General features: G+C 71.5%; 24 protein-coding genes and 1 tRNA gene. 13 read left to right on the top strand and 12 right to left on the bottom strand.

Translation table 11 applies throughout. The features are described 5' to 3' along the window. Positions 1-25: 25 nt before the first annotated feature. Entirely contained in the window at positions 26-1,804 is a 1,779-nt protein-coding gene (gene gcl, locus LNW72_RS30545; protein ID WP_250978298.1) for a glyoxylate carboligase, read from the top strand. A 64-nt stretch (positions 1,805-1,868) separates the two neighbouring features. Here the strand turns inward: gcl and LNW72_RS30540 are convergent, their stop codons facing one another. Beyond that, positions 1,869-3,425, bottom strand: a complete 1,557-nt coding sequence (locus LNW72_RS30540; RefSeq protein WP_250978297.1) for an FAD-dependent monooxygenase — start codon at positions 3,423-3,425, stop codon at positions 1,869-1,871. Positions 3,426-3,532: 107 nt separating this feature from the next. On the opposite strand from LNW72_RS30540, the gene LNW72_RS30535 reads away from it, so the two are divergent. Further along, complete coding sequence (locus LNW72_RS30535) at positions 3,533-4,186, top strand: TetR family transcriptional regulator (protein WP_250978296.1); 654 nt, start codon at positions 3,533-3,535, stop codon at positions 4,184-4,186. On the opposite strand, the gene LNW72_RS30530 is transcribed toward LNW72_RS30535, so the two are convergent. Beyond that, a complete protein-coding gene (locus LNW72_RS30530; protein ID WP_250978295.1) occupies positions 4,151-5,854 on the bottom strand; it encodes an AMP-binding protein in 1,704 nt (567 codons plus the stop codon). The genes LNW72_RS30535 and LNW72_RS30530 overlap by 36 nt on opposite strands. Continuing rightward, a complete protein-coding gene (locus LNW72_RS30525) occupies positions 5,851-7,548 on the bottom strand; it encodes an AMP-binding protein (RefSeq protein ID WP_250978294.1) in 1,698 nt (565 codons plus the stop codon). The genes LNW72_RS30530 and LNW72_RS30525 overlap by 4 nt, the downstream gene beginning before the upstream one ends. A gap of 97 nt (positions 7,549-7,645) precedes the next feature. On the opposite strand from LNW72_RS30525, the gene LNW72_RS30520 reads away from it, so the two are divergent. Together LNW72_RS30520 and LNW72_RS30515 are read left to right on the top strand one after the other, a co-directional pair. Beyond that, entirely contained in the window at positions 7,646-8,512 is an 867-nt protein-coding gene (locus tag LNW72_RS30520) for a LuxR C-terminal-related transcriptional regulator (RefSeq protein WP_250978293.1), read from the top strand. 20 nt (positions 8,513-8,532) lie between these two features. Continuing rightward, positions 8,533-9,174: a LysE family translocator gene (locus LNW72_RS30515; RefSeq protein WP_250978292.1), complete on the top strand. Its 642-nt coding sequence runs from the start codon at positions 8,533-8,535 to the stop codon at positions 9,172-9,174. Here LNW72_RS30515 and pqqE read toward each other — a convergent pair. Genes pqqE through pqqA form a run of 5 tightly spaced genes read right to left on the bottom strand, consistent with a single transcriptional unit; the run spans position 9,155 to position 12,410 of the window. Continuing rightward, positions 9,155-10,369, bottom strand: coding sequence for a pyrroloquinoline quinone biosynthesis protein PqqE (gene pqqE, locus LNW72_RS30510; RefSeq protein ID WP_250978291.1), 1,215 nt, complete (start codon positions 10,367-10,369; stop codon positions 9,155-9,157). The genes LNW72_RS30515 and pqqE overlap by 20 nt on opposite strands. Next, on the bottom strand, positions 10,366-10,638 hold the full coding sequence (pqqD, locus tag LNW72_RS30505) for a pyrroloquinoline quinone biosynthesis peptide chaperone PqqD (protein WP_374117359.1): 273 nt from the start codon (positions 10,636-10,638) through the stop codon (positions 10,366-10,368). Before pqqD ends, pqqE begins: the two co-directional genes overlap by 4 nt. Next, positions 10,635-11,378 (bottom strand): pyrroloquinoline-quinone synthase PqqC, encoded by a 744-nt coding sequence (gene pqqC / locus LNW72_RS30500; RefSeq protein WP_250978290.1) that lies wholly within the window; start codon positions 11,376-11,378, stop codon positions 10,635-10,637. Before pqqC ends, pqqD begins: the two co-directional genes overlap by 4 nt. After that, complete coding sequence (gene pqqB / locus LNW72_RS30495; protein WP_250978289.1) at positions 11,375-12,268, bottom strand: pyrroloquinoline quinone biosynthesis protein PqqB; 894 nt, start codon at positions 12,266-12,268, stop codon at positions 11,375-11,377. Before pqqB ends, pqqC begins: the two co-directional genes overlap by 4 nt. Before the next feature lie 10 nt (positions 12,269-12,278). Continuing rightward, on the bottom strand, positions 12,279-12,410 hold the full coding sequence (gene pqqA / locus LNW72_RS30490) for a pyrroloquinoline quinone precursor peptide PqqA (protein ID WP_138357438.1): 132 nt from the start codon (positions 12,408-12,410) through the stop codon (positions 12,279-12,281). 199 nt (positions 12,411-12,609) lie between these two features. On the opposite strand from pqqA, the gene LNW72_RS30485 reads away from it, so the two are divergent. From LNW72_RS30485 to LNW72_RS30475, 3 genes are all read left to right on the top strand, one after another. Next, complete coding sequence (locus tag LNW72_RS30485) at positions 12,610-14,211, top strand: carbohydrate-binding protein (protein WP_374117358.1); 1,602 nt, start codon at positions 12,610-12,612, stop codon at positions 14,209-14,211. A 183-nt stretch (positions 14,212-14,394) separates the two neighbouring features. Beyond that, complete coding sequence (locus LNW72_RS30480) at positions 14,395-15,621, top strand: MFS transporter (protein ID WP_250978288.1); 1,227 nt, start codon at positions 14,395-14,397, stop codon at positions 15,619-15,621. A gap of 83 nt (positions 15,622-15,704) precedes the next feature. Continuing rightward, the gene (locus tag LNW72_RS30475; RefSeq protein WP_250978287.1) at positions 15,705-16,214 is read left to right on the top strand and encodes a hypothetical protein; all 510 of its coding nucleotides are present in this window, start codon (positions 15,705-15,707) and stop codon (positions 16,212-16,214) included. A gap of 70 nt (positions 16,215-16,284) precedes the next feature. Here LNW72_RS30475 and LNW72_RS30470 read toward each other — a convergent pair. After that, a tRNA-Tyr gene (locus LNW72_RS30470) sits at positions 16,285-16,364 on the bottom strand. Positions 16,365-16,845: 481 nt separating this feature from the next. On the opposite strand from LNW72_RS30470, the gene LNW72_RS30465 reads away from it, so the two are divergent. Continuing rightward, positions 16,846-17,160, top strand: a complete 315-nt coding sequence (locus LNW72_RS30465; protein WP_250978286.1) for an SAV_915 family protein — start codon at positions 16,846-16,848, stop codon at positions 17,158-17,160. 25 nt (positions 17,161-17,185) lie between these two features. On the opposite strand, the gene LNW72_RS30460 is transcribed toward LNW72_RS30465, so the two are convergent. Further along, on the bottom strand, positions 17,186-18,028 hold the full coding sequence (locus tag LNW72_RS30460; protein ID WP_250978285.1) for a GntR family transcriptional regulator: 843 nt from the start codon (positions 18,026-18,028) through the stop codon (positions 17,186-17,188). Between the two features lie 300 nt (positions 18,029-18,328). On the opposite strand from LNW72_RS30460, the gene LNW72_RS30455 reads away from it, so the two are divergent. The 5 genes from LNW72_RS30455 (at position 18,329) to LNW72_RS30435 (ending at position 24,637) form a co-directional block, all read left to right on the top strand. Continuing rightward, positions 18,329-19,603: an extracellular solute-binding protein gene (locus LNW72_RS30455; protein WP_250978284.1), complete on the top strand. Its 1,275-nt coding sequence runs from the start codon at positions 18,329-18,331 to the stop codon at positions 19,601-19,603. Positions 19,604-19,683: 80 nt separating this feature from the next. Further along, positions 19,684-20,664: a carbohydrate ABC transporter permease gene (locus LNW72_RS30450; RefSeq protein ID WP_374117357.1), complete on the top strand. Its 981-nt coding sequence runs from the start codon at positions 19,684-19,686 to the stop codon at positions 20,662-20,664. Beyond that, entirely contained in the window at positions 20,661-21,491 is an 831-nt protein-coding gene (locus LNW72_RS30445; protein ID WP_250978283.1) for a carbohydrate ABC transporter permease, read from the top strand. The genes LNW72_RS30450 and LNW72_RS30445 overlap by 4 nt, the downstream gene beginning before the upstream one ends. Before the next feature lie 52 nt (positions 21,492-21,543). Then, entirely contained in the window at positions 21,544-23,049 is a 1,506-nt protein-coding gene (locus LNW72_RS30440; protein WP_374117356.1) for a beta-N-acetylhexosaminidase, read from the top strand. Between the two features lie 184 nt (positions 23,050-23,233). After that, positions 23,234-24,637, top strand: a complete 1,404-nt coding sequence (locus LNW72_RS30435) for a cellulose binding domain-containing protein (RefSeq protein ID WP_250980376.1) — start codon at positions 23,234-23,236, stop codon at positions 24,635-24,637. A 22-nt stretch (positions 24,638-24,659) separates the two neighbouring features. On the opposite strand, the gene LNW72_RS30430 is transcribed toward LNW72_RS30435, so the two are convergent. Continuing rightward, on the bottom strand, positions 24,660-25,763 hold the full coding sequence (locus LNW72_RS30430; RefSeq protein ID WP_250978282.1) for a winged helix DNA-binding domain-containing protein: 1,104 nt from the start codon (positions 25,761-25,763) through the stop codon (positions 24,660-24,662). 61 nt (positions 25,764-25,824) lie between these two features. Beyond that, positions 25,825-26,991 carry an XdhC/CoxI family protein gene (locus tag LNW72_RS30425; protein WP_250978281.1) on the bottom strand — a complete coding sequence of 389 codons (1,167 nt, stop codon included), beginning with the start codon at positions 26,989-26,991 and terminating at the stop codon, positions 25,825-25,827. Positions 26,992-26,994: the final 3 nt, after the last annotated feature.

Here is a 26,994-nt window from a genome sequence, read left to right as displayed (position 1 = left end):
CGACAGTCCGACCCAGGAGTACTCGATGCCTCGTATGACTGCCGCCCGTGCGGCCGTGGAGATCCTCAAGCTCGAGGGCGTCACCGACGCGTTCGGTGTGCCGGGCGCCGCGATCAACCCCTTCTACGCCGCGCTCAAGGCCGGCGGGGGCATCGACCACACGCTCGCCCGCCACGTCGAGGGCGCGTCCCACATGGCCGAGGGCTACACCCGTGCCAACCCGGGCAACATCGGCGTCTGCATCGGTACGTCCGGCCCCGCCGGTACCGACATGATCACCGGGCTCTACTCGGCCATCGCGGACTCGATCCCGATCCTGTGCATCACCGGCCAGGCCCCGGTCGCGGTCCTCCACAAGGAGGACTTCCAGGCCGTCGACATCGCCTCGATCGCCAAGCCGGTCACCAAGGCCGCCACCACGGTCCTGGAGGCCGCGCAGGTCCCCGGCGTCTTCCAGCAGGCGTTCCATCTGATGCGCTCGGGACGGCCCGGCCCGGTCCTCATCGACCTGCCGATCGACGTCCAGCTGACCGAGATCGAGTTCGACCCCGAGACGTACCAGCCGCTGCCGGTCTACAAGCCGACCGCGTCGCGCGCCCAGGTCGAGAAGGCGATCTCGCTGCTGCTGGAGTCCGAGCGCCCGCTGATCGTCGCCGGTGGCGGCATCATCAACGCCGACGCCTCCGAGCTGCTGGTCGAGTTCGCCGAGCTGACCGGCACCCCGGTCATCCCCACCCTGATGGGCTGGGGCATCATCGCCGACGACCACCCGCTGAACGCCGGCATGGTCGGCCTGCAGACCTCGCACCGCTACGGCAACGCGACGATGCTCGAGTCGGACTTCGTCCTGGGCATCGGCAACCGCTGGGCCAACCGCCACACCGGCAAGCTGGACGTCTACACCAAAGGCCGCAAGTTCGTCCACGTCGACATCGAGCCCACCCAGATCGGCAAGATCTTCGCGCCGGACTACGGGATCGCGTCGGACGCCAAGGCCGCGCTGGAACTCTTCGTCGAGGTCGCCAAGGAGCTCAAGGCCGCGGGCAAGCTGCCCGACCGCGCCGAGTGGGCCGCGTCCGCCCAGCACCGCAAGGCCACCCTGCAGCGCCGTACGCACTTCGACAACGTGCCGATCAAGCCGCAGCGCGTCTACGAGGAGATGAACCGCGCCTTCGGCCCGGAGACCCGGTACGTCACCACCATCGGCCTCTCCCAGATCGCCGGCGCGCAGATGCTGCACGTCTACAAGCCGCGGCACTGGATCAACTGCGGCCAGGCCGGCCCGCTCGGCTGGACCATCCCGGCCGCGCTGGGTGTCGCCAAGGCCGACCCCGAAGGCTCGGTCGTCGCGCTCTCCGGCGACTACGACTTCCAGTTCATGCTCGAAGAGCTGGCGGTCGGCGCGCAGCACAAGATCCCGTACGTCCACGTCCTGGTGAACAACGCGTACCTGGGCCTGATCCGTCAGGCGCAGCGCAACCTCGACATCAACTTCCAGGTCAACCTGGAGTTCGAGAACATCAACTCCCCGGAGCTGGGCGTCTACGGCGTCGACCACGTCAAGGTCGTCGAGGGTCTGGGCTGCAAGGCGATCCGGGTCACCGAGCCGGACGAGCTGCTGCCCGCCTTCGAGCTGGCCAAGAAGCTCGCCGCCGAGTACCGCGTCCCGGTGGTCGTCGAGGCGATCCTGGAGCGCATCACCAACATCTCGATGAGCGGCAGCGACATCGCCAGCGTCAACGAGTGGGAAGACATCGCGACCGAGCCGGGCCACGCCCCGACCTCGATCCTGCCGCTCGTCTGATCCCGCTCCCCTTACGGCACGACCGCACCCCCGGAGGACGGCCAGGGGTGCGGTCGTGTTCCTTTTAGCCCTGACCGCCCAGCGCGCCGAGGTAGTCGTGCACCGCACCGGCGTCACCGGCCGGGGCGGTGAGCGCGATGTGGCCGTCCGGGCGGACCAGCACCAGGGCGTCGCCGGTGACGCCGTACTCGCGGGCCGCGTGCCCCGCGAAGTCGTCCAGGCCGCCGGGGCCCGCACCGATCGCGTACGTCCACACCGAGTCACCGTGCCGGTCGGCGCTCTCCCGGAGCGCCGCCGCACTGCCGGCGCCGAAGCCGAGCAGCGTGAAGTGCGTGCCGCTGAAGATCTCGAAGAGCCGGACGGCGGCGCCGTCGGCGTCCCGCAGCGGGGCGTCGGGCGCGCGGTCGCCGGCGCGCAGCGGAGCGTCGTCGGCGCGGGCGTCGTGCTCGACGGCCAGCGAGCTCCAGCGGTAGCCCAGCCCCAGGCCGAGGATGTCGGGCGTGACCACGCCCTCCGTCCCGCTGCCCGCGGTCCTGATCGACCGCGAGACCTGGCGCCACAGCTCACCGCTGGTGTCGATGGTCCAGGCGGCGATCGGCAGCCGCTCCTCCTGGTAGGTGTCGAGCAGCCCGTCACCGGCCCGGCCGGCGGCCACCAGCGCGAGTTTCCAGCCGAGGTTGTAGGCGTCCTGGATGCCGGTGTTCATCCCGAGGCCGCCCGCGATGGAGTGCACATGGGCGGCGTCCCCGGCGAGCAGGACCCGGCCGACGCGGAAACGGTCGGCCATCCGCTCGTTGACGCGGTAGGTGGAGATCCAGGCGGGGTCGGTGAGCTTGATGCCGGGGATCCGCGCGTGCCGGTCGAAGATCCGCTGGAAGCTCTCCAGCGACGCCTCCACCGGGAGTCCCGCCGCGTCCCGCTCGGGGGCCGCCTGGAGCTGGAACACCGAGGTGGCGGGGAGCGGGCAGAGCATGATGCCGCCGTCCTCGTCGATCCACTGGTGCCACAGCTCCTGGCTCAGACCCTCGGCCTCGACATCGCCGATGACCATCAGCTGCTCCGGCAGCGTCCGGCCCTCGAAGGTGACCGGCAGCGCTTTGCGGATCCCGCTGCGGCCGCCGTCACAGCCCACCAGGTAGGACACCTCGAGCCGCTCGCCGCCCGCGAGCGTGGCGGTCACCGTGTCGCCGGTCTGCTCGAACCCCGTCAGTTCGGTGCCGAACTCGACGCGTACGCCCCATTCGGCGAGCCGGTCCCGCAGCACCCGCTCGACGTTCCACTGCGCGACGAGCAGCCCGCGTACGTACGGAGTGCCGGGCGACGGGGAGAAGGTCGCGAAGGGATCGGTGTCGGAGACCACCTCGCCGCCCCGGTACTTGCGGAAGTGCAGGTCGTCGCGCCCGATCGCCCGCATGCGGTCGAGAATCCCCATGCCCTCGAAGACCTCCAGGCTGCGCGCGTTGAGCCCCTTGCCCCGGGAACCCGGCTGCGGTCCCGGGGACCTCTCCACGATCCGGACGGCGGTGCCGCGCCGGGCCAGTTCACAGGCCAGTGTCAGCCCGGTCGGTCCCGCTCCCACGATCAGCACGCTGGTCATCCGCTGTCCCCTCATCGAACTCATCGAGCCGCTCATCGGCGTTCGCCTGACAGCGATGCAACCATGACCGAGTTTCACATACAACCGAGTAACGTTTTTGACTTGATTGCACTTCGGCTAGGATGAGCGCCATGGAGAACCGGCCAGGACCAACGGGCGGACTGCGGGAACTGAAGAAGGCCAGGACCCGGCAGGCCATCTCGGACGCGGCCATCACGCTGTTCCTCCGGCACGGCTTCGACCAGGTGCCGGTCGCCGAGATCGCCGCCGCGGCCGAGGTGTCCAAGCCGACGCTCTTCCGGTACTTCCCCACCAAGGAGGACCTGGCGCTGCACCGGTTCGCCGACCACGAGGGCGAGTTCGCCCGGGTGGTGCGCGACCGCCCCGCGGACCAGGCGCCGCTCACCGCGCTGCACCGGCACTGTGCGGCGGGCCTCGACGCCCGCGATCCGGTCACCGGGCTCAACGACACCCCCGAGGTGCTGGCGTATCTCGCGCTGCTCTACTCGGCGCCCGGCCTGGTGGCACGGCTGGCCGAGTACACCGTCCGCGACCAGGAGGCGCTGACCGGGGCGCTGCGGGAGGCTTCAGCGGCCGCGCCCGGCGACCTGCTGCCACGCCTCGCGGCGGCGCAGATCATCTCCGTGCGCCAGGTCGTCGCGCTGGCCAACTGGCGGAAGCTGTCGGACGGGCGCAGCGCCGACGACGTGTATCCCGAGGCGGTCGCGGAACTCGACCAGGCCTTCGGACTACTGGGGCGGGGTCTCGCCGTCCACTACGGATGACATCTCCCGGATCGCGTCCTCCCGCAGTTCGATCTTGCGGATCTTGCCGCTGACCGTCATCGGGAAGGCGTCCACCAGGCGCAGCCGGCGCGGGATCTTGTAGTGGGCGAGCTGTCCGCGGCAGAAGGCGCCGAGCTCCTCCAGGGTGAGCGGGTCCGCGGGGTCGCGGAGGATGACGCAGGCCAGGATCTCCTCGCCGTACCGCTCGTCCGGCACCCCGACGACCTGCACATCGGCGATCTTCGGATGGGTGTACAGGAACTCCTCGACCTCCCGCGGATAGACGTTCTCCCCACCGCGGATGATCATGTCCTTGATCCGGCCGACGATGGACAGATAGCCGTCGGGGCGCATCACGGCGAGGTCGCCGGTGTGCATCCAGCGCGCGGCGTCGATCGCCTCGGCGGTCCGCTCCGGTTCCTCCCAGTAGCCCAGCATCACCGAATAGCCGCGGGTGCACAGCTCGCCCGCCGTACCGCGCGGCACCGTCGCACCGGTCGCCGGATCGGCGACCTTCACCTCGAGGTGCGGCATGACGCGGCCGACGGTGGCGGTGCGGCGCTCCAGGTCGTCGTCGCGCCGGGTCTGGGTGGAGACGGGCGAGGTCTCCGTCATGCCGTAGGCGATGGACACCTCCGCCATGTGCATCTCGGCGACGACGCGCTTCATCACCTCGACCGGGCACGGTGAACCGGCCATGATCCCGGTGCGCAGCGAGGACAGGTCGAAGGTCGCGAAGTCCGGCAGGTCCAGTTCGGCGATGAACATCGTCGGCACGCCGTAGAGCGAGGTGCAGCGCTCCCGTTCGACCGCGTGCAGGGTGGCGACCGGGTCGAAGGCCGGGGCCGGGATGACGATGCAGGCGCCGTGGCTGGTGGCGCCGAGATTGCCCATCACCATGCCGAAGCAGTGGTAGAAGGGAACGGGCAGGCAGATCCGGTCGTGCTGGGTGTAGCCGATCATCTCGCCGACGAAGTACCCGTTGTTGAGGATGTTGTGGTGCGAGAGCGTGGCGCCCTTGGGGAAGCCGGTGGTGCCCGAGGTGTACTGGATGTTGACCGGGTCGTCGCAGCTGTTCGCCGCCTCGCACGCGGCCAGGTGCCCGGCCGGCATCCGGGCCCCGCCCGCCACCAGCTCGTCCCAGCCCGGGTCGCCGATGTACACGACCTCGCGCAGCAGCGGACAGCCACCGCGTACCTGCTCCGTCATCGCCCGGTAGTCGCTGGCCTTGTACGCGGTCGAGGCGATCAGCACCCCGATGCCGCCCTGCCGGAGGACGAACTCCAGCTCGTGCACCCGGTAGGCCGGGTTGATGTTGACCATGACGGCGCCGAGCCGCGCGGTCGCGTACTGGACGAGCACCCACTCCGGGCAGTTGACCGCCCAGATGCCGACCCGGTCGCCCCGGGCCACGCCCTTGGCGGCCAGCCCCAGCGCCACCTCGTCGACGGCCCGGCCGAACTCGGTGTAGGTCCAGCGGCGGCCGGTCGGCACGTCCACCAGCGCCTCGCGCCCGGGGTACGCCGCGACGGCCCGGTCCAGGTTGCGGCCGATGGTGTCGCCGAGCAGCGGGGTGCCGCCGGTGCCGCTCGCGTAGGACGGTGCGGCCGGGGAGGGTTCGGCCGGCTCAATCGGGGCCGACGGTTCGGCCGGTCCGGTCCCGGTCATCGGTGGTCCTCCTCGCGGTATTCGGCGCTGCCGTCCCGGGCCGTGGCCTCGCGCAGCTCGATACGGCGGATCTTGCCGGAGACGGTCTTGGGCAGCTCCGCGAACTCCAGGCGGCGGACGCGCTTGTACGGAGCCAGCGCCGCGCGGGAGTGCGCGAAGATCGCCTTCGCGGTCTCCGCACCCGGCTCCCAGCCCGCGGCGAGCACGATGTACGCCTTCGGCACGGCGAGCCGCAGCGGGTCGGGCGCCGGCACGACGGCGGCCTCGGCGACCGCCTCGTGCTCCAGCAGCACGCTCTCCAGCTCGAACGGGGAGATCTTGTAGTCGGAGGCCTTGAACACGTCGTCGGAGCGGCCGACGTAGGTGATGTAGCCGTCGGCGTCCCGCGAACCGATGTCGCCCGTGCGGTAGTAGCCGCCCGCCATCGCCTCCGCGGTGCGCTCCGGGTCTCCCGCGTAGCCGGTCATCAGCCCCACGGGGCGGTGCGCGAGGTCCAGGCAGATCTCGCCCTCGTCACCCTCCTTGCCGGTGACCGGGTCGACGAGCACGACCACGTAGCCGGGGCACGGGCGGCCCATCGAGCCGGTCTTGAGCGGCTGGCCGGGGCTGTTGGCGACCTGCACCGCCGTCTCGGTCTGGCCGAAGCCGTCCCGGATGGTGACGCCCCAGGACCGGCGGACGTGCTCGATGACCTCGGGGTTCAGCGGCTCGCCCGCCGCGACCACCTCGCGCGGCGGGGTGCGCAGCGCGCTCAGGTCCGCCTGGATCAGCATCCGCCACACGGTCGGCGGGGCGCAGAAGCTGGTGACCTCGCAGCGGTCCATCTCCGCCATCAGCCGGGCCGCGTCGAAGCGCGTGTAGTTGTGGATGAAGACCGTCGCCTCCGCGTTCCACGGCGCGAAGAGATTGCTCCAGGCGTGCTTGGCCCAGCCCGGCGAGGAGATGTTGAGGTGGACGTCCCCGGGCCGCAGGCCGATCCAGTACATGGTGGCCAGATGCCCGACGGGGTACGAGAGGTGGGTCTGCTCGACGAGCTTGGGCCGGGCGGTGGTGCCGGAGGTGAAGTAGAGCATCAGCGGGTCGGCGCCCCGGGTGGGGCCGTCCGGTTCGAAGGAGGCCGGGCTCGCGTACGCCTCCTCGTACGGGTGCCAGTCCAGGGCCTCGCCGCCGACGACGATGCGGGTGTAGTCCCCCGGCACCCCGTCGAACTTGGCGGTGTCCCCGGCCCGCACCACGACGTGCTTGGCGCCGCCGCGCTCGATGCGGTCCGCCAGGTCGGCCGGCCCGAGCAGCGGGGTGGCGGGGATGACGACGGCGCGCAGCTTCATGGCGGCGAGTGCGGTCTCCCACAGCTCGACCTGGTTGCCGAGCATCACGACGATGCGGTCGCCCGCCCGCACTCCGAGGCCCCTGAGGTGGTTGGCGACACGGTTCGACCGGTCGGCCAGCTCCGCGAAGGAGAAGACTCCCTCGGAGCCGTCCTCCTCCACGATCCACAGGGCGGTGCGGTCGTTGTCCTCGGCGATCCGGTCGAACCAGTCCAGCGCCCAGTTGAAGTACTCGGGCTCGGGCCAGCGGAATCCCGCGTAGGCCGCCGCGTACTCCTCGCGATGCCGCAGCAGGAAGTCGCGGGCGGCCCGGAACTCCCCGGTCGGCCCCTCGGTCGCTCCGGTCGTCCCACCGGTCACCGCCATGTGTCCTCCTCAGTGCCTGACCGCTGAGTAGCATCGTCCATCCAGTGACCCGGGTCTCACCACCCCCGGACGGGGGTGTCGGGCTGAAGGAGTGACCGTGACCGAATCCGGCGAAGCCGTCGACGTACGGGCGGCCCTGCTGCGCATGCGGCGGTCCGGCGGACTGCCGGTCGCCTTCGGCGGGCTGCTGTCGGGCGGCCGGCAGCTGCGGATCTCGGAGCTTTCCGGCACGGAGACCTCCGCCCTGCGCACCCTGGCGATCACCCCGGGCAACGGCCTGGGCGGCAAGACCATCGCCATGGCCCGGCCGTTCGCCGTCACCGACTACCACGCGTCGCGGGTCATCAGCCATGAGTACGACCAGGCCGTCGCCGCCGAGGGTCTGCGGTCGGTCCTGGCGGTGCCGGTGGTCGTCCGCAGCAGGGTCCGCGGGGTGCTGTACGGCGCGCTGCGCCAGCCCATGACGCTCGGCGACCGGCCGCTGACGGCAGCCGTGGACGCGGCGCGGGAGCTGGAGCAGTCCCTCGCGGTCCGCGACGAGGCCCACCGGCTGCTGGCCGTCTTCCACCAGCCGGTCTCCGTCGACCCCCGGGCCTGGGAGGAGGTCCGCGAGGCGCACGGCGAGCTGCGCGCCCTCGCCCCACGGATCACCGATCCCCGGCTGCGGCAGGCGCTGCTGACCGCCTGCGGGCGGATCGCGGCCGCGTCGGGGGCGGCGGGGCGGGACGGCGCGGTCCTCGATCCAGTGCCGCAGCCGGCGGTGCCGGTCCCGCCGCTGGCGCCGCGCGAGATCGATGTGCTGGCCGCGGTGGCCTCGGGTGCGACGAACGCGGCCGCCGCGCGGCGGCTGGGGCTGCGGCCGGAGACCGTCAAGAGCTATCTGCGTTCCGCGATGCGAAAACTGGGTGCTCACACCCGGCTGGAGGCGGTAGTGTCCGCGCGCCGGGCAGGGCTGCTGCCCTGACGGCCACGGAGGTGATGGTGATGGTCTCGACCGACCGCCTGCTGGCGTTCGCCGCGATGTCCCTGCTGCTGGTCCTGATACCGGGCCCCAGCGTGCTGTTCGTGCTCGGCCGGGCCCTCGCCCACGGCCGCCGCACCGCCCTGGAGAGCGTGCTGGGCAACACGGTGGGCTCCTATGTCCTGGTCATGGCGGTGTCGCTCGGGCTCGGCTCGCTGGTGGCGGGCTCCGCCGCGGTGTTCCTGGCGCTGAAGCTGGGCGGCGCCGCGTATCTGGTGTTCCTCGGGGTGAAGGCGCTGCGGCACCGCGGCGACCTGACGATGGAGCAGAACGTCCCCGGCACCGCCGCCCACGGCGGGCTGCGGACCCTCTGGGAGGGGTTCGTGGTCGGTGTGACGAACCCCAAGACGATGGTCTTCTTCGCTGCCGTGCTCCCGCAGTTCGTGGACCGGTCCGCGGGCCGGGTCCATCTGCAGCTGCTGATCCTGGGCATGGTCTTCAGCCTGACCGCGCTGGTCTTCGACAGCCTCTGGGCCCTCACCGCCTCCGCCGCCCGCACCTGGTTCGCCCGCTCCCCGCGCCGCCTGGCGGCGATCGGCGGCACGGGCGGTCTGGCGATGATCGGCCTGGGCGTCACGGTCGCGGTCACCGGCCGGACCGACTGACCCCCCGGCGATCGGGCCACCCGGTCGCCGTCCGCCCGGGATACCGGTAGACGTACGGAGCCGGGCCGTCGGCGCCGCCCTCCCGGGCGAACGCGCGGACCAGGCCGTGGTCCGGGGAGAGACCACAGGCCGGGTCGGTGCGGGCGGCGTCGCCCGTCAGGGCGAAGGCCTGGCACCGGCACCCGCCGAAGTCCTCGTCCCGGCGGGAGCAGGACCGGCAGGTGTCGCTCATCCAAGCGGTGCCCCGATAGCGGTTGAAGGCCGGGGACCGGTCCCAGATCCACTCCAGGGTGTGGTCCCGGATGTTCGGCGCGTCCAGACCGGGCAGCGTGGCGGCGGCCGGGCACGGCAGGACGGTGCCGTCCGGAGAGACCGTCAGCGAGACCGCGCCCCAGCCGCCCATGCACGGTTTGGCGACGCCGTCGAAGTAGTCGGGCACCACCCACACCAGGTCGGGGTGGCCGCCGAGCCGGGTACGCCACCGGTCGACCGCGTCCCGTGCCACGGCCAGCTGTTCGTGGGAGGGCAGCAGCGCGGCACGATTCAGCAGGCCCCACCCGTAGAACTGGGCGTTGGCCAGTTCGATCCGGTCGGCGCCCCAGGCCAGGCCCAGTTCGACGAGGGCGTCCAGGGCGTCCAGGTTGTCGCGGTGCAGGACGACGTTCAGGCCGAGCGGCAGTCCGGCGGCGCGCACCAGCGCGGCCGCCCGTTCCTTCGCCGCGAAGGAGCGGCTGCCGGCGATCCGGTCCGAGGCCGCCGGGTCCGCGTGCTGCACGGACAGCTGGACGCTGCGCAGCCCGGCCGCGGTGAGCGCGCCGAGCCGGGCCTCGTCGAGCCCGGTGCCGCTGGTGACCAACTGGGTGTAGATCCCGGCGGATTCGGCGGCGGTGACGATCTCCTCCAGATCCGGCCGCAACAGTGGCTCGCCGCCCGACAGATGGGTGTGCACGACGCCGAACTCCCCGGCCTGGCGCATCAGGTCCTGCCAGTCCCCGGTCGCCAGCTCCTGCGAACGGGCCTTCAGCTCCAGGGGGTTGGAGCAGTACGGGCAGTGCAGCGGACAGGCGTGGGTGAGTTCGGCGAGCAGCGCCCAGGGGCGCGGCACCGCGGGTTCTGACGTCGCGGATCCAGACGTCTCGGATCCGGCGGGGGCGGCGGAGGCGGTGGATCCGGTGGGGGTGGCGGGGGTGGTCATCGCAGCCAGCCCTCCGCCCGCAGCCGGTCGAGGAAGACGGGTACGTCCGTGGCCACGGGTGCGCCGGGGAAGCGTCCGGAGAGTTCGCCGACGATCTCCGGAACGCTGTGGCCGCCGTCGCAGAGCCGGACGATGGCGCCCGCCCGGCCGCTCAGCACGACGACCCGCTCGGGCAGCACCAGCAGGTCCGTCGAACGGACCCGGTCGCGGCGCAGCAGGATGGCGGGGGCGAGCGCGGGCCGCCAGTCGTCGCTCATCGCGGTCGTCACGCGTGGTCCACGGCGTCGAGCAGCGCCCACAGCACATCGCACTTGAAGCGGAGCGCGGCCACCGCGCGCTCCTGGTCGTCCCGGGTACGGGCCCAGCGCATGACCAGATCGAGCGCCTCCCCGCTGTCCCGGCGGCCCTGCGTGACGCGGGTACGGAAGTAGTGCAGCCCGTCCGGTTCGATCCAGCGGTAGTGCCGTTCGAAGGCGTCGATGCGGGTGCACATCAGGTCGGGGGCGGACAGTTCGGTGAGTGAGGCCGCGACGGCCTCGAGCGCGGGGCGCAGCCGGCAGAAGTTGACGTAACCGTCGACCGCGAGACGTACCCCGGGCAGCACGGTGGCGCCGGAGAGCAGTTCCGCACGGTCGAGCCCCGCTGCCTCGCCGAGGCGGAGCCAGCGTTCGATGCCGCCCTCGCCGTCCCGCGAGCCGTCGTGGTCCTGGATGCGGCGCAGCCACATCCGCCGCAGTGCGGGGGTGTCGAACTTCGCGGTGATCAGGGCGTCCTTGACGGGGATGTGCCGCTGGTAGTGGAAGCGGTTGGCGATCCAGCGGCGCAACTCGTCCTGGCTGAGCGTCCCTTCGTGCATCCGCAGATTGAAGGGGTGGCGGTCGTGGTACCGCTCCTCCCCCACCGCGCGCAGCCGTGCCTCGAACACGGCGGGGCTCCAGGGCCCGATGCCGATGGCGGAGTCCGTGGGCGTTGCGGGCGGCCCCGCTGCTGTCGTGGGCGCTGCCGTCATAGCTCGATCACCATCCCGTCGGAGGCCACCTCGATGCCCAGCCCGGCCAGCAGCTCGTGCTGCGGCGCGGCCGGGTCCACGAGGGGGTTGGTGTTGTTGAGGTGGGTGTACAGGCGGCGCCCCGGCAGGCCGGTGAGGCGTTCCGCGGTGCCGTGCGGTCCGTCGATCGGCAGATGTCCCATGCCGGTGGCGGTGCGCTCCGAAATGCCGGTGCGGCGGGGCTCCTCGTCGTCCCAGAAGGTGCCGTCGACGATGACGCAGTCGGCTCCTTCGGCGGCTCGCTGGAGGGGGTCGGGCCAGTCGGCCAGGGCGGGGGCGTAGACGGCGGAGGCGCCGGTGGTGCGGTCGCGCAGCCGGAGCGCGACGACCCAGGAGGCGTCGGGAGCGCTGTCGGCGGCGTAGCGCGGCCGCTTTCCGGACACCGGGATGGCGTCGATCTCCACGTCCGAGCCGGCGGCCAGCGGCTCCGCTACGGTCCCCAACTCCCGCCATTCCAGAACGGTGTACGGCGTAAGGACATCACCCAGGCGCAGCTTCGTCAGAAGGGCGTGTCGTACGGGCGCGGTCGACACCACCTGCAGTCCGCCGGCCTCACGGAGCCGGGCGAGGCCGAGGGTGTGGTCGAGTTCGGCGTCGGTGAGGACGAGTCCGGCCACCGGCGACTGCCGCGCGCCGGGTCCGGGGCGCAGCTCCGGGCAGTCCTCGATCTGATCGCCGATGTCAGGGGTCGCGTTGACGATGTACCAGCGGCCGGTGGCCGCGCGGACCGCGAGCGACGCGTGGCGGCGGCGCCACCCCGGGTGGCGGCGTGCCCCGGAGCACCCGGGGCACGCGCAGTTCCACTGGGGGACGCCGCCGCCCGCCGCGGTACCGAGTACCCGCAGCAGCACGGCGGCGGGCTCAGCGAGTGGCGAGCGAGTAGGCGGTCACTTCGAGCGCGGTCTCGACGACCGTGTACTCGGGCGTACTCCAGACCGCCGGGCTCTCCGGTCGCTCCCCCTGAGCCGGGGTCTGTTCCGTCGTGTCGGCCATGGCTGTGCACCGTCCTTCCTGTCGTGATGTCCTCGCGTGGATAGATCCGATCAGTTGGTGCGCGTGTGACAGCAGAACTGCCACAGCAGGCAGCAGCGCCATCAATCGGAGCGTATTCATCCGATCTGCTATCTGTAAAGGTTCTTGACGATTACTCGGCGGGCTCCTACCTTTCCGGTGCCGACCCGAGGAGGATGCCGTGAGACCGCACCGCCTGCTCTGCTCCGTACTGGCCACCGCGACCATCGCCGCCGCCGGAACCTTCGTAGCCCTGGCCCCCGCTGCCCCCGCCCACGCCCTGGAGAACGGCCTGGCCCGCACCCCACCGATGGGCTTCAACAACTGGAACACCACGCAGTGCAGCGCCACCTTCAACGAGGCGATGGTCAAGGGCGTCGCCGACAGCTTCGTGTCGCTCGGCCTCAAGGACGTGGGCTACCAGTACGTCAACATCGACGACTGCTGGGCCGAGAAGACCCGCGACGCGAGCGGCAACCTGGTGCCGGAGCACACCCGCTTCCCGCACGGCATCAAGTCCGTCGCCGACTACGTGCACGCCAAGGGCCTCAAGTTCGGCCTCTACACCAGCGCGGGCACCAAGACCTGCAACGGCACCGGCGGCTTCCCCGGCGGGCTCGGCCACGAGCAGCAGGACGCCGACCTGTTCGCGTCCTGGGGCGTGGACTACCTCAAGTACGACAACTGCAACAACCAGGGCGTCGACGCGCAGCAGCGCTACAAGGAGATGCGCGACGCGCTCAAGAAGTCCGGCCGCCCGATCGTCTACAGTATCTGCGAGTGGGGCCGCACCGACCCCAAGGTGTGGACCTGGGGCGCCGACGTCGGCAACCTCTGGCGCACCACCGGTGACATCAGCGACAACTGGTCGAGCATGATCAGCAGGGTGCACACCAATGACGATCTCGCCGCGTACGCGGGGCCGGGCCACTGGAACGACCCCGACATGCTCGAGGTCGGCAACGGCGGCATGACCGCCACCGAGTACCGCACCCACTTCAGCCTGTGGGCCATGATGTCGGCGCCGCTGTTGATCGGCAGCGATGTCCGCTCGGCGTCCGCCGCCACCCAGGCGATCCTGAAGAACACCGACGTCATCGCCCTGGACCAGGACCCGTTGGGCAAGCAGGCCACCATCGTCTCGGCCACCAGCGGCCTCGCCGTCTACAGCAAGCAACTCGCCGACGGCGACCGGGCGGTGGCGCTGCTCAACGAGACCGGCGCGACGGCGACGGTCTCCACCACCGCCTCGGCGATCGGCCTCGGCGGCTCGCCCTCGTACACGCTCAAGGACCTCTGGTCCAAGGCCACCCGCTCCACGACCGGCGCGATCAGCGCGGCCGTGCCGTCGCACGCCACCGTCGTCTACCGGGTCTCCCGTGCCGGAGCGCAGCCGGACGGCTGGTACCAGGCCGAGGACGCCACCGTCGCGCAGGGCGCGGTGGAGTCCGACCACACCGGCTACACCGGCAGCGGTTTCGTCAACTACGACAACGTGAGCGGAAGTTACGTCCAGTGGTCGGTGACCGCCGCGCAGGCGGGGCCCGCCACGCTCACGCTCCGCTACGCGAACGGGACCACGACCGGCCGGCCGATGGACCTCGCCGTCAACGGCACGGCGGTCTCCACCGGGCATCCGTTCGCCGGGACGGGCGACTGGAACACCTGGCAGAGCGCGTCCCTGACGGTCACCCTCAAGGCCGGCGCGAACACCGTCCGCGCGACCGCGACCACCGCGAACGGCGGACCGAACGTGGACCGGCTGGAACTCACCCTGCCATAACGGTCCCGGGACGCTCCGCCGGACCGGACCATGGCGCCCGCCACTGCCTTCCCGCGCGGTGGGCGCCATGGTCGCGGCGCCCGCCGTGCGCTACGCTCGCGCGCATGTTCCTCACCTCTCGTGCCTAGGCCGCAGCCCGCCCTTCGCGCCGGCCTGCCCGCCTCTGCCTGAGGAACAACAACCATGTCTTCGCCACGCCCGGCGGCGTCCTACGCCGCCGTCCTGCGGGTCCCCCATGCCCGCCGCACCTTCGCCGCCGCCCTGTTGGGCCGGCTCTCCTACGGGATCGTCTCCCTCTCCCTGCTGCTCTCGCTCGCCGCGGCGACCGGCTCGTACGCCGCCGCCGGCATGATCACCACGGTCTTCGCCGCGACCAGCGTCGTCCTCGGCCCGGCCCGTGCCGGGCTCATCGACCGCTGGGGCGCACGGCGCGCCCTGCCCGCCCTCGCCACCCCGTACGCGGTGGCGCTGACCGCGCTCTGTCTGGCCACCTGGCGGCCGGGTGCCCCGCTCTGGCTGCTCACCCTCCTGTCGGCGGCCGCGGGCACCCTCACCCCGCCGCTCGGCCCGACCATGCGGGCGCTGTGGAGCGCCCTCGTTCCCGACAAGCGCCTGCTGCAGCGGGCGTTCAGCCTGGACACGGTGGCGGAGGAGGGCCTGTTCATGACCGGACCGCTGATCGCCGTCGCCGTCCGCCCCGCGCTCGGCCTCGCCCTGTCCGCCACCCTGGTCCTCATCGGTACTCTCGCCCTGACGGCGTCCCCGGCCGCGAAGCTGCTCACCGCGCGCGAGCCCTCGGTCCCGGCCGCGCGGCTGCGGTCGGCGGGGGTCCGCAAGGCGGCGTTCGCGGCGGCCGGGCTCGGCTGCTGCCTGGGCGCCATGGAGCTGTACGTCGTCGCCTTCACCGACCACCACGACCGTGCCTCCGCCGCCGGCTGGATCCTCGCGGCGCACGCGGCGGGCAGCGCGATCGGCGGGCTCCTCTACGGCCGGATCGCCTGGCGGCGCCCGGCGGCCGGCCGGCTGCCGTATCTGCTCGCCGCCCTCGCCCTGCTCTTCGCCCTCACCGGCGCCGCCCCGACCGTCGTCCTCTTCGCCCTCGGCATCGCCGCCGCCGGCACCGTCGTCTCCCCCACCATGGCGACCGCGTACCTCGCGGCTGACGAACTCGCCCCGCCGGGGACCGCCACCCGCGCCACCGCCTGGGTCAACACGGGGGTCAACGCGGGCTCCTCGCTGGGCTCCGGCACCGCCGGGCTGCTCGTCGACCGGCTGCCGCTGCCGCTGTGCTTCCTGCTGGCGGCCGCGCCTCCGCTGCTGCTCGCGCTCCGCGCGTATCCCCGGTCCGGGCGGGACGCTCAGGACCGTGCCGCCGGGCTCCTCGCGGAGGCTTCCGAGGGCCGGGCATAGCGGCTCTCCGGCCGATACCTCGCGTGTCCGCCCATACCTCGCCCGCCGCGTACTTCAATCGTCAACTTCCCTATGCCACAGGCATGTTGGCGCTTACTGTGGCCCGCAGCACCAGACGTCAAGGAGCCGCGGTGGGCAAGCGCCAATTAGGACAATATCCCCAGTCCCGGTACACACACCTGCTCTCGTCCGAACGTAACAGCAACTACACACAGCACCGGCCGGCGACCTTCGAGATCCCCGTCGAACGGCCCCCGAAGGGCTGCCAGTCGTGCACCCTCGCCTGCGAGACCTGCCGTACGTCGCTCACCTACACGGTCTTCAGCATCCCGGCGACCAGAGCCCGGCGCTGGGCGTGGCTGCTCACCACCCTGGCGGGCATCGCCTCGATGCTCGTCTCGGTCCTGGCCATCCACCACCTCGGCGGCGAGCAGCCCGGCGAGCCCGGCGAAGGCGTCAGCGGGCTCCTCACCCTCGGCTCGGTCGGCGGCTTCATCGTCGCCGCCATCGGCCTGAGCTTCTGGTGGTACGAGGACGGCGTCCGGGGCCCCGGCCGCCTGATGGGCATCGGCGGCCACACCATCAAACGCTGACGGCGCGCCACGGCCTCGTAGCCGTGGCGCGCCGCAGTGGCGTGCGCTGTTCCGCGTGCGTCGTTCCGGGTGGGCGAAGGAGGATTTGAACCTCCACAGCCGAAGCGGGGGCTTTACAGGCCCTTGGGATCACCGATTCCCAGTTCGCCCGGGACAAAGAAAGCCGCCCTGGCGGGGATTCCCGCGGGCGGCTCGGCGACATCCGTCACCGGTGGCTACGTGGCCTGCCCGGGGCTCCCCTGCTGGGAACGGGTACTGGAAGAGCGCTGATACGCCTGCGACAGACCGGCCTGGACGTTCATCGTGCGCTCCCCTCTCGCCTCGTTGGTGGTGTCACCACTGTGCGGGGCGCCGCCCGCCAGAGCAACGGATTATCCGCCGGGTTCAGCCGATCCCACCGAACCGGCCGGGCTGAACCACCGCTGACCGGTGGCCGGACGGCGAGTGGCGGCCCGGTGTCCATTCCCCCGGTTCAGTGCCAACCGGGCATGGACGACCGGTTATCGAGGTGAGTGGGGACGGTTGTGGCGATAACGTCGGGAACGTCGGGGCGGCATCCGCACCGATGCCGCCGCCCCGCACCGCCACCTCGACACCGGAACAACCCGTCCGCTCCCCCCGGAGGACCGCAATGCCGCGCAGCCGCGCAGAAGAGCCCGGGAACGATGTCCCGGCGGGCCCGCTGTACGTACCCGTACGGCGCGGTCCCGCCGGTTACGCGCTGCGGCTGTGCCGTACGCCGCTCGGATCGAGGACCGCCGTCGCCTTCACCAGCGAGCGGCGGCTGCGGTCGGTCATGGGCGCCGGGCAGGAGTGGATCCGGCTCTCCGAGCCGGCGGTCCGGGCGCTGTCGGCGCCGCTGGGCGCCACCACGGTGACCGTCGACCCGCTGCTCACCGCCCGCCGGGTGCGGGACCCGGAGGCCGTCGCCGTCGCCCTGTGCTGATGACGGCCACGTCCACTATCCCCGCTCACACCGCGGGCTGTACGTCGCCCACCATCGAGGAGGGGACGTCGCCGCGGCCCGCCAGATCGCCCGGCGGGATGCCGGGGTGGTGCCGGGCGGCCGCGTCCGGGCCCGGAGCCCCGGCCTCGCCGAGGGCGAGCCGGGAGACGATCCGGTAGCGGTCGCCGCGGTAGAGCGAGTGGACGTACTCGACCGGGCGGCCGGTCTCGTCCCTGGTGAGGCGTTCGAAGAGCAGGGCCGGGGAGAGCAGCGGCACGCCCAGCAGCCGGGCCTCGACCTCGTTGGTGACGGTCGGCTCGATGGACTGGACCGCCTCGTGGACCCGCACCCGGTGCTCGTCGCGCAGGAACCGGTAGAAGTCCCCGGACTCCATGTCCGACGGCCGCAGACCCGGCACGAGCAGGGCGGGCACGTGCAGGTATTCGATGGCCATCGGCTCGCCGTCGACGAGCCGGAGCCGGGCGATGTAGGTGATCTCGGCCGCGGGTGAGATGTGCAGTTTGCGGCCCACCCTGGCACCGGCCTGGACGGTGGTCAGCTCCAGGACCTTGCTGGACCAGGTGCCGTCGGCCTTCGGCAGCGAGAACGAGTGCTCGTCCGCCACCAGTTCCTGGGTGATCTTGGCGGGAGCGACGAACATCCCGCGCCCGTGCTCGCGGACGATCAGTCCGGTGTTGACCAGTTCGTCGACCGCGGAGCGCAGCGTCGGGCGGGAGACCGACAACTGCTCGCACAGGGTCCGCTCGGAGGGGATCGGATCGCCGGGCACATGGGATTCGACGAGCTCCAACAGGTAGTCACGCACCCGTTCGCGCTTGAGCGCCGACCGCGGCGACTCGCTTCCCATACCTGACTCCTTCGTGCCGTCCGGGGTCCGCCCCGGCGCGTCCGGGCTGTGTGCCGTCTGCGTCCTGTCCAGTCCCGCCCCTGAAGGCTATCCAGATCCTGACCAGTACGCCAGGCCGGTCCGTCCCGAGTCGGCGGACGGGTTGCGACCGGAACCGAAGATCCGGGGGAATCAGGGGGTCAGGCCTTTGCCTGCACGACCTCTTGACGGCATCACTGGTCTATGCCACCTTCTCCAACCAGCACCAGACCAGTTGTGAAGTGGTAAGTTCCGCCGCTCCTATTCGAGGTGACAGACCCCGTGAGAACCAGACTCCTTGCAGGCACCGCGGCGCTCGCGATCGCCGTAGCCGGCCTGAGCGCCTGCAGTTCCTCCTCCGACTCGTCGAACACCGCAGGCGACGGCAAGAGCCCCGCCGAGCTCACCGTGTGGATCATGAAGGGCAGCGTCTCCGATCCGTTCCTCCAGCGGTTCAGGACGGACTTCGAGACGACCCACTCCGGAACCACCCTGAAGATCCAGATCCAGGAGTGGGACGGTATCGGCGCGAAGATCACCAGTGCTCTGGCGAGCAAGGACGCGCCGGACGTCATCGAGGTCGGCAACACCCAGGTCGCGCAGTACGCCGCCAGCGGCGGGGTCAGGGATCTGACCGGGAAGGTCGCCGACCTCAAGGGCGCGGACTGGATACCGGGCCTGGCCGAGCCCGGAAAGATCGACGGCAAGCAGTTCGGCATCCCCTGGTACGCCGCCAACCGCGTGGTGGTCTACAACAAGGACCTCTTCACCCAGGCCGGCATCACCACCCCGCCCAAGACCCGCGACGAGTGGATCGCCGACACCACCAAGCTCAACACCGGTGGCAACGACGGCATCTATCTGACCGGACAGACCTGGTACGCGCTGGCCGGCTTCGTCTGGGACGAGGGCGGTGAGTTCGCCGTCAAGGACGGCGACCAGTGGAAGGGCACCCTCGACACGCCCCAGGCGCAGGCCGGGATGGCGTTCTACAAGAAGCTCCAGGCCCTGGGCAAGGGCCCGAAGGACTCCGACGAGGCGAAGCCGCTCCAGGCAGAGGTCTTCGCGAAGGGCAAGAGCGCGCAGATCATCTCGGTCCCCGGTGGCGCGGCCGCGATCATCAAGGCCAACCCGGCGATGAAGGACAAGATCGGTTTCTTCCCGATCCCCGGCAAGACGGCCGACAAGCCCGGCGCGGTCTTCACCGGCGGCTCCGACCTCATCATCCCGGAGGCGTCGCAGCACCAGGACGCCGCCTACGAGGTCGTCAAGGCGCTGGCCGGCGAGAAGTGGCAGACGGACATGGCCAAGGAGATGAGCTACGTCCCCAACAGGACGTCGCTGGCCGGTGTGCTGGCGGGCAACGAGGGCGGCGCGGTGATGGCGGTCGGCGCGGCCAACGGCCACGGCACCCCCAACTCCCCCAACTGGGCGGCCGTCGAGGCGAACAACCCGATCAAGCAGTACATGACGCAGTACCTGACCGGAGCGGACCCGGCCGCGGCCGCCCGTACCGCGTCCGAGGCCATCACCAAAGCCCTGAACACCGCTTCCTGAACGGGGACCGGTCCGTGCGGGCCCGTGCGGCCGCCCCCGCCTGACGAGACAGCCCCCACCAGGACACCAGGAGAAGTGCCGTGCCCGCTGCACCCCCCGCCGCCCGCCGGCGGCCCCCTCAACAGACCTCCGTGGATCCGCCCCCGGCACCCCGCCGCCGCCGGCGCCCCGTGCTCGGCGCCGTCTGGCCGTATCTGTTGATCGCTCCCACCGTGGTGGGCACGGCCTTCCTCCTGCTCTACCCGCTGATCCGCAACACGGTGATGTCCTTCCAGCACTTCCGGCTGGGCGAACTGATCCGCGGCGGCGCCACCTTCGTCGGGTTCGACAACTACTCGGAGGTGCTGAACGACCCCGAGTTCTGGACGGTGGTACGCCGCACCCTGTGGTGGACCGCGATCGACGTCGTTCTCATCATGGTGATCGGCACCCTGGTCGCGCTCATGCTGGCGCGGCTCGGCAAGCGGATGCGGCTGGCCGTGATGAGCGCCCTCGTCCTGACCTGGGCGACGCCGGTGATCGCCGCCACCACCATCTTCCAGTGGCTCTTCCAGTCCCGCTTCGGAGTGGTCAACTGGGTGCTGGTGGAGCTCGGGTTCGACTCCTACCGCGACTACTCCTGGTTCGCCGACGGGAACTCGACCTTCTTCATCCTGGTCACCCTGGTCGTCTGGCAGTCGGTGCCGTTCGCCGCGCTGACCCTCTACGGCGGGCTCACCACGATCCCCGTCGAGCTGTACGAGTCGGCCCGGCTGGACGGCGCCGGCGGCTTCCAGGTCTTCCGGCACGTCACCTTCCCCATGCTGCGGCAGCTGTTCGCCCTGATCACCTCGCTCGAAGTGATCTGGTGCTTCAAGTGCTTCGCCCAGATCTGGGTGATCAGCGAAGGCGGCCCGAACGGGGCGACCACCACCCTGCCCGTCTACGCCTTCCAGATCGCGCAGTCGCTCCACAAGTACGACGTCGGCTCGGCGGTCTCCACGCTCACCGTGCTGATCCTGCTCGTGGCGCTCGTCTTCAATCTGCGCCGGATGTTCCGGCAGGAAGGAGAGGCGCTGTGACCCGGTCGCTGCGCAAGGTCCCGCTCAACCTCGCCGCGCTGTTCGTGGTGGCGGTGTCGGTCTTCCCCGTCTACTGGATGGTGCTGACCGCCTTCAAGCCGACCGTGGACATCCAGGCCGACACCCCGTCGTTCTGGCCCCGGCACCTCACCCTCGACCACTTCTCCACCGCCGTGCACGCCGACGGCTTCGGCACCTTCTGGCGCAACAGCCTCACCGTCACCCTCGGCGCGGTGCTGCTCTCGCTGGCCGTCGCGCTGCTGGCCGCCTTCGCGGTCGGCCGGATGCGCTGGCGCGGCAGGCGGGCGTTCATCCTGATGGTGTTCACCGCGCAGATGGCGCCCTGGGAGGCGCTGCTGATCCCGATGTACGTCATCGCCCGGGACACCGACATGCTCGACAAGCTGTCGATGCTCACCCTGGTCTACTTCATGACCACGCTGCCGTTCACCATCGTGACGCTGCGCGGGTTCCTCGCCGCGATACCGGTGGAGCTGGAGGAGGCGGCCCAGGTGGACGGCTGCACCCGGCCGCAGGCGTTCCGCCGGGTGACGTTCCCGCTGCTGGCCCCCGGGCTGCTGTCCACCTCGCTGTTCGGGTTCATCACGGCCTGGAACGAGTTCGCGTTCGCCAACACGCTGATCATCAAGAACCAGGACGCCAGGACGCTGCCGGTGTGGCTCTCCTCGTTCAGCAATGTCTTCGGCACCGACTGGGGCGCCACCATGGCCGCCTCCTCGCTCTTCATGCTCCCCGTCCTCGTGGTCTTCCTCGCCCTGCAGAACCGGGTCACCTCCGGGATGACCGCCGGTGCGGTCAAGGGCTGATACGCGTGCTGAGCGGGCTGACCCGATTCCGTCCGGGCCTGGAGGCCGAGCTGTGATCATTCCCCACCCCAGTCATCTGGTCCGTATCCCGGGCCACTTCACCTTCACCACCGACACGACCGTCCGGGTCACCGAGGGCGCGGAGGGCGCCGCCCGGCTGCTGCGCACCCTGCTGGGCCCCGCCACCGGGCTCCCGCTCCGCTCCTCCCCCGACGGCAACGTCATCCTCGCCCTGGACCCGCAGCTCGGCGGGCTGGGCGCGGAGGGCTACGGGCTGACCGTCGGCCCGGACGCGATCCTGCTGCGGGCGGCGCAGCCGGCCGGGCTGCTGAACGGCGTTCAGACGATCCGCCAACTGCTGCCCCCCGAGGCGCTGTCGGCGGTGCCGGTCACCGGGGTGCCGTGGCGGCTGCCGTGCGTCCAGGCCACCGATGTGCCGCGGTACCACTGGCGCGGGGCGATGCTCGACGTCGCCCGGCACTTCCAGCCGGTGTCGTTCCTGCGGCGCTTCGTGGACCTGCTCGCCTTCCACAAGCTCAACGTGCTGCATCTGCACCTCACCGACGACCAGGGCTGGCGGATGCCGGTGCCCGGGTACCCGCTGCTGACGGAGACCGGCGGCCACCGGCCCCGCAGCATGACCGGCCGGGCCGGCAGCGCCAGTTACGACGACACCCCGCACGGCGGTGTCTACACCGCCGCCCAGCTGCGGGCGCTCGTCGGCTACGCGGCCGAGCGCGGTGTGACCGTGGTCCCCGAGATCGAGATGCCGGGCCATGCGCGGGCGGCGCTCGCCGCCTATCCACAGCTGGGGAACGTCCCCGGCCGGCAGCTGGACGTGTGGACCGAGTGGGGGGTGTGCGAGAACGTCCTGGGCGTGCACGACGAGGTGCTGGAGTTCTGCCGCACGGTGCTCGGCGAGGTCCTGGACGTCTTCCCGTCCCCGTACATCCACATCGGCGGCGACGAGTGCCCCACCGTCGAGTGGGAGAACAGCCCGCGGGCACGGCAGCGGGCGGTGGCCGAGCGGCTGGCGGGGCCGAAGGCACTGCACGGCTGGTTCCTCGGGCGGATCGGCGACTTCCTGCTGCGGGAGGGCCGCAAGCCGGTGTGCTGGGCGGAGGACGGCGGGGTCCTGCCGCCGGAGTTCACCGTCATGCCGTGGCGGGACTCGGGCCACGGGCTGGCCGCCGCCCGCCGGGGCCATGACGTCGTGATGGCGCCGTACCGCTCCACCTATCTCGACTATCCGCAGACCGACCGGCCGGGCGAGCCCTTCGGGCAGTCCGGTGCCGTCGTCGATCTGCGGGCCGTGCACGGCAACGACCCCGCGCCGCCGGACTGGGAGCCGGCGGCCGCGGCCCGGGTGCTGGGCACGCAGGGGCAGTTGTGGACCGAGTTCGCCGCCACGCCCGCCCAGGTCGAGTACCTCGCCTTCCCCCGGCTGTCGGCGCTCGCCGACAGCGCGTGGAACCCGCGCAGCGACTGGACCACCGACTTCCTCCCCGCCATGCGCCACCACGAGGCCCGGCTCGCGGCGCTCGGCACCCACCGCTGACAGCCGTCCCGGCACCGCCGGGCGCGTCCCCCACAGATGTTCCACCGCGCACCACCCGCAAGCGCACCACCCGCAGTCGCACCAGCAGTAGTTCCTTCCAGCACCTCCCCCTGCGACACCCCCACCTGGAAAGGGATTCACCGTGTCCGCAAGATCACGTATACCCGTCCGCGTGCGTACGGCGATGGCCCTGTGCACCTCCGCGGGGCTGGCCTGTGCCGCGCTGACGGCCATGCCCGCCTCGGCCGCCCAGGACTCGCTCAGCGCGCAGTACCGCACCAGCGCGACCGGGGCCACCGCCGACCAGTCGGAACCGTGGCTGAAGGTCACCAACACCGGCAGCACGACCGTGCCGCTCAGCGGTGTGACGGCGCGCTACTACTTCAAGGCCGACACCGCCGACTCCTCGTACCGCTTCGCCTGTTCCTGGGCGGTGCGCGGCTGTGCCAACATCACCGGCACGTTCGGCACCCTGGCGCACCCCACCGCCACCGCCGACCGCTATCTGGAGATCGGCTTCACCGCGGGCGCCGGCTCGCTCACACCCGGCGCCGACACCAGCGACATGCAGCTGCGGTTCTACCGGTCCACCTGGGCGACGCTCCGGCAGAGCGACGACTACTCGTTCAACGGCGCCCAGACGTCGTACGCCAACTGGTCGAAGGTCACCGTGCAGCGCGGCGGGACGGTCCTGTGGGGCACCGCACCGGCCGGGAACGACCCGACACAGCCGCCGACCGACCCGCCGACGACGCCCCCCACCACGCCGCCGAACCAGAACGGCCCCGCGCTCTTCGACGACTTCAACTACACCAGCAGCAGCGACCCGCTGGTGCAGCAGCACGGCTGGACGGTGAAGTCCGGGCAGGGCGGGCCCGGTGTCCCGGGCGCCACCTGGTCGCCGCAGGACGTCACCTTCGCGCCGGAGAACGGCAACAGCATCATGAACCTCCGGCTCACCACCGACGGAACGGCCGCCGGCACCAAGGAGACCGAGATCCAGACCACCGCGCGCAAGTTCCGCAACGGGACGTACGCCGCCCGCGTGAAGTTCAACGACACCCCCGCCACCGGCCCGGACGGGGACCACGTCAACCAGACGTTCTTCGCCTTCACGCCGCTCGCCCACGACATGGACCCCGACTACGGGGAGCTGGACTTCGAGTACCTGCCCAACGGCGGCTGGGGCGAGACCGGCGACATCATGTACACCACGTCCTGGGAGACCTACCAGAACGACCCCTGGAACGCGGTCAACACCCACACCGAGAGCCGGCAGAGCTACGACGGCTGGCACGACCTGATCGTCACCGTCGACAACACGAACATCAAGTACTACATCGACGGGCAGCTGTTCGGGACGCACGGCGAGCCGTACCTGCCGGAGACGCCGATGTTCATCGACTTCAACCACTGGCTCATCGACCTCGCGGGACAGACCGGCAGCACGCCCCGCTCGTACGACCAGAAGGTCGACTACGTGTACTTCGCCAAGGACCAGGTGCTGAGCCCGGCCCAGGTGCAGACCCAGGTGGCCGCCTACCGGGCGGCCCATGTCACCCAGGTGGACACCGTCCCGGCGAGCTGAACCCGCCGGAGCGGCGGCACCGTCAGCCCGCGGGTTCGATCCGGACCTCGTGGGTCCCCGCCGCCGGGTCGCTGACGGCCAGCAGCCGCGCGCCCTCCGCCATGAGGGCGTCGCGGTCGCCGGCCGTCAGCCGTACGAAGGGCGTGACGCTCACCGCGGCGCCGGCCTTCGTACGATCGAACCGCCAGGTGCCGCCGACGAAGCCGTCGACCAGGATCGTGCCGCGGACGATGCCGTTGACCGTCATCACCCGCTTCCGGTGCTCGTCGGCGAGGATCCGGGTCCGGTCGGCGTGCGACAGCAGCAGGTTGTCGAAGTCGGCGACGAAGCGGGCCGGGACGGGGACGTCCCGGTCGGGGAGCGCCGCGCCGGGCAGATCGTGGAGCTCCCGGCCCTCCTCGTCACGGTATGGACGAAGGTCCAAGCCCGCCACGACCGAGCGCAGCCCGGTCAGTCCCGACCACTTCTGGAGGTCGGCGACGGTCGCGGGGCCGAACGCCGCGAGGTAGCGCTCGACGACGGGGCCGGGGTCGGGGTCGGCGAGCGGCGCGCCGAGGTACTCCTCGACGGTGGCGTAGGTGGGCTGCCCGCTCTCCCCCCACAGCCCGCGCGGCGGCAGCTGCACCAGCGGCGCCCAGGTGCGCAGCGCCTTCTCCAGCGAGTCCGGTGCGGTGTCCGGCCAGCGGAGGGCGAGCAGCTCGCGCAGTTCACCGGGATTGCGCGGGCGCTCGGCGAGCAGTTCGCGGCCGGCGGCCACCAGCTCGGCGCGGTCCACGCCGGCCAGCGCCGCCCCGCCCCACGTCGCGCTCCCGACCACCCGGTCGAGCATCGGCTGCAGCACCGGCCGCAGCAGCAGCGCGTCGGCCGCGCTCACCAGGTGCACGGTGCCGCGCATCAGCGTCAGCCGCACCGCGCCGCGGTCCTTCATCAGCCGCGCCAGCTCGTCGAAGGAGAAGTCCCGCAGCCGGGTCCACAGGCCGATGTACGGGGCGCCGGACGCCTGGGACTGCATGCCGAGCAGCCGCTCGATCATGTCGATCGCGGGCATCTCCGCCCGCTCCAGGAGGAGTTGGCGCTCCAGCAGAGCACGGTTGAGCGTACGGCGGTCCAGTGTCGTCGTCGGCATGGCGCCCACGCTACGACGCCTTGCGGACGGTTCCGGTCCGCAACGACGACGCGAGCAGGCGCTATGCCGCGGAGGAGCCGACCCGCCGGGCTATCGGGGGTTCGGCCTCGTGATGGATCGGGGTGTGCGCTCCGGTCAGCGGGACGCCGCTGCCGCCGCGCCGGTGGGCGACGATCTCCGCGGCGATGGACAGCGCGGTCTCCTCGGGCGTCCGGGCACCGAGGTCGAGGCCGATCGGCGAGCGCAGCCTGGCCAGTTCGAGCTCGGTGACGCCGACCTCCCGCAGCCGCTCCAGGCGGTCCAGGTGGGTGCGGCGTGAGCCCATGGCGCCGACGAAGGCGATGGGAAGCTTCAGGGCCCGCTCCAGCAGCGGTACGTCGAACTTGGCGTCGTGGGTCAGTACGCAGATGACCGTACGGCCGTCGACGCGTCCCGCGGCGGTGGTCTCGTCCAGGTAGCGGTGCGGCCAGTCGACGATGACCTCGTCGGCCTCCGGGAAGCGCGCGCGGGTAGCGAAGACGGGGCGTGCGTCGCAGAGCGTCACCTCGTAGCCGAGGAACTTGCCGACCTTGACGACGGCGCCGGCGAAGTCGATCGCACCGAAGACGATCATGCGGGGCGCCGGCACGCTGGACTCGACAAGCAGGGTGAGGGGTTCGCCGCAGCGGCTGCCGTCCGCGCCGATCCCGATGGTGCCGGTCCGGCCCGCCTCCAGCAGGGCGTGGGCCTCGGCCGCCGCCGTGCGGTCCCGCTCGGGGTCGCCGAGGCTGCCCGCGTACCGTCCGTCGGCCCGCAGGGCCAGGGCCCGGCCGAGCAGTTCGGCCGGTCCCTCGACGATCCTGGCCACCGCGGCCGTCTCTCCCGCTGCGGCGGCGGCCAGGGCCGCCGTGAACTCCGGCCGCACGCCGGGGTCCACTCGCTGGACGAAGATGTCTATGACGCCGCCGCAGGTGAGTCCCACGGCGAACGCATCGTCGTCCGAGTATCCGAAGCGCTGGAGCACGGGCTCCGCCGAGTCCCCTGACTCCAGCGCTTCCTTGCAGAGCTCGTAGACAGCTCCTTCGACACACCCTCCGGACACGCTGCCGATCGCGGTGCCGTCGGAATCGACGGCGAGCGCGGCACCGGGCTGCCGGGGAGCGCTTCCGCCCACCGCGACCACGGTCGCGACGGCGAACGGACGCCCCTGGCGGCACCAGCGGTGCAGCTCGTCAGCGATGTCCAGCATGGT

This window comes from Streptomyces sp. RKAG293 (assembly GCF_023701745.1).
In the GTDB taxonomy this organism is placed as follows: domain Bacteria; phylum Actinomycetota; class Actinomycetes; order Streptomycetales; family Streptomycetaceae; genus Actinacidiphila.
This window is presented reverse-complemented; position numbering and strand designations above follow the sequence as displayed.

Excerpts from the sequence above, each read along its gene's own strand:
- LNW72_RS30435 (WP_250980376.1), top strand. The coding sequence starts at position 23,234 with ATGGCCCTGTGCACCTCCGCGGGGCTGGCCTGTGCCGCGCTGACGGCC.
- gcl (WP_250978298.1), top strand. The coding sequence starts at position 26 with ATGCCTCGTATGACTGCCGCCCGTGCGGCCGTGGAGATCCTCAAGCTC.
- LNW72_RS30515 (WP_250978292.1), top strand. The coding sequence starts at position 8,533 with ATGGTCTCGACCGACCGCCTGCTGGCGTTCGCCGCGATGTCCCTGCTG.
- pqqE (WP_250978291.1), bottom strand. The coding sequence starts at position 10,369 with ATGACCACCCCCGCCACCCCCACCGGATCCACCGCCTCCGCCGCCCCC.
- LNW72_RS30525 (WP_250978294.1), bottom strand. The coding sequence starts at position 7,548 with ATGGCGGTGACCGGTGGGACGACCGGAGCGACCGAGGGGCCGACCGGG.
- LNW72_RS30535 (WP_250978296.1), top strand. The coding sequence starts at position 3,533 with ATGGAGAACCGGCCAGGACCAACGGGCGGACTGCGGGAACTGAAGAAG.
- LNW72_RS30480 (WP_250978288.1), top strand. The coding sequence starts at position 14,395 with ATGTCTTCGCCACGCCCGGCGGCGTCCTACGCCGCCGTCCTGCGGGTC.
- pqqA (WP_138357438.1), bottom strand. The coding sequence starts at position 12,410 with ATGGCCGACACGACGGAACAGACCCCGGCTCAGGGGGAGCGACCGGAG.
- LNW72_RS30465 (WP_250978286.1), top strand. The coding sequence starts at position 16,846 with ATGCCGCGCAGCCGCGCAGAAGAGCCCGGGAACGATGTCCCGGCGGGC.
- LNW72_RS30530 (WP_250978295.1), bottom strand. The coding sequence starts at position 5,854 with ATGACCGGGACCGGACCGGCCGAACCGTCGGCCCCGATTGAGCCGGCC.
- LNW72_RS30460 (WP_250978285.1), bottom strand. The coding sequence starts at position 18,028 with ATGGGAAGCGAGTCGCCGCGGTCGGCGCTCAAGCGCGAACGGGTGCGT.
- LNW72_RS30540 (WP_250978297.1), bottom strand. The coding sequence starts at position 3,425 with ATGAGTTCGATGAGGGGACAGCGGATGACCAGCGTGCTGATCGTGGGA.
- LNW72_RS30425 (WP_250978281.1), bottom strand. The coding sequence starts at position 26,991 with ATGCTGGACATCGCTGACGAGCTGCACCGCTGGTGCCGCCAGGGGCGT.
- pqqC (WP_250978290.1), bottom strand. The coding sequence starts at position 11,378 with ATGACGGCAGCGCCCACGACAGCAGCGGGGCCGCCCGCAACGCCCACG.
- LNW72_RS30430 (WP_250978282.1), bottom strand. The coding sequence starts at position 25,763 with ATGCCGACGACGACACTGGACCGCCGTACGCTCAACCGTGCTCTGCTG.
- LNW72_RS30475 (WP_250978287.1), top strand. The coding sequence starts at position 15,705 with ATGTTGGCGCTTACTGTGGCCCGCAGCACCAGACGTCAAGGAGCCGCG.